Below are 881 nucleotides of genomic sequence, written 5' to 3'. Positions count from 1 at the left end.
AAGATGTACTGGATCGACCCCGGCGGCAATCAGCGCGTCGCGCTGCAAATCGGTAGCCTGGGAGCCGTCCGCCTTCGATACCCGCATGTAGCCTATCAGCATGTCGTACCTGTCACATATACGTTCGTTTTGTCGAACCATTGCATCGCCCTTTGTGATTGGCGTATAAACACACAAACACCTATTAGCGGAGAACGCTATGAATACCATTCGCTGGAATGTCGCCGTCTCGGCCGACACCGACCAGTCGCTTCGGATGTTTCTGGCCAGCCAGGGCGGCGGCCGTAAGGGCGACCTGTCGCGCTTCATCGAAGAAGCGGTACGGGCACACATCCTGGAGCTGAGCGCTGAGCAGGCCAAGGCCGCTAACGCCCATCTGAGTGAGGCAGAATTGACCAACGCGGTTGACGAAGCGCTCGACTGGGCACGTAAGCGCTGATGCGGGTCGTGTTGGATACCAACATCCTGTTCAGCGCCCTGATCTCGCCACATGGCGCGCCCGATGCGATCTACCGTGCCTGGCGGGCGGCGCGTTTCGAGGTGGTGACCTCGCGGATGCAACTCGATGAAATTCGTCGAGCCAGCCGCTATCCCAAGCTTCAGGCCATCCTACAGCCCGCCAAGGTGGGCGCCATGATCAATAACCTGCAACGGGCTGTGGTACTGGAGCGCCTGACCATCGAGGTCGAAGCCGATGATCCGGATGACTCGTTTTTGCTGGCCATGGCCTTGGCGGGCGATGCGGACTACCTGGTAACCGGTGATCGCCGCGCCGGCCTGCTGCAACGCGGGCACATCGAACGCACGCGGATCGTCACGCCCGCCGTGTTCTGCGTCGAGGTGCTGTGATCAATGCCGGTCGGTTTTCTGACTCAAGAGCA

2 protein-coding genes and 1 pseudogene are annotated in these 881 nt (G+C 60.3%); 2 read left to right on the top strand and 1 reads right to left on the bottom strand.

All coding sequences use genetic code 11. The features are described 5' to 3' along the window. Positions 1-102 (bottom strand): annotated as a pseudogene (locus tag JJD74_RS31095) (recombinase family protein); the annotation flags it as partial. Between the two features lie 97 nt (positions 103-199). On the opposite strand from JJD74_RS31095, the gene JJD74_RS30610 reads away from it, so the two are divergent. Then, positions 200-439, top strand: a complete 240-nt coding sequence (locus JJD74_RS30610) for a ribbon-helix-helix domain-containing protein (protein WP_003089107.1) — start codon at positions 200-202, stop codon at positions 437-439. Further along, complete coding sequence (locus JJD74_RS30605; protein ID WP_003150546.1) at positions 439-849, top strand: putative toxin-antitoxin system toxin component, PIN family; 411 nt, start codon at positions 439-441, stop codon at positions 847-849. The genes JJD74_RS30610 and JJD74_RS30605 overlap by 1 nt, the downstream gene beginning before the upstream one ends. Positions 850-881 lie beyond the last annotated feature (32 nt).

Origin of the sequence: Pseudomonas sp. MF6776 (assembly GCF_016613125.1) — a bacterium.
In the GTDB taxonomy this organism is placed as follows: Bacteria; Pseudomonadota; Gammaproteobacteria; order Pseudomonadales; family Pseudomonadaceae; genus Aquipseudomonas; species Aquipseudomonas iridis.
This window is presented reverse-complemented; position numbering and strand designations above follow the sequence as displayed.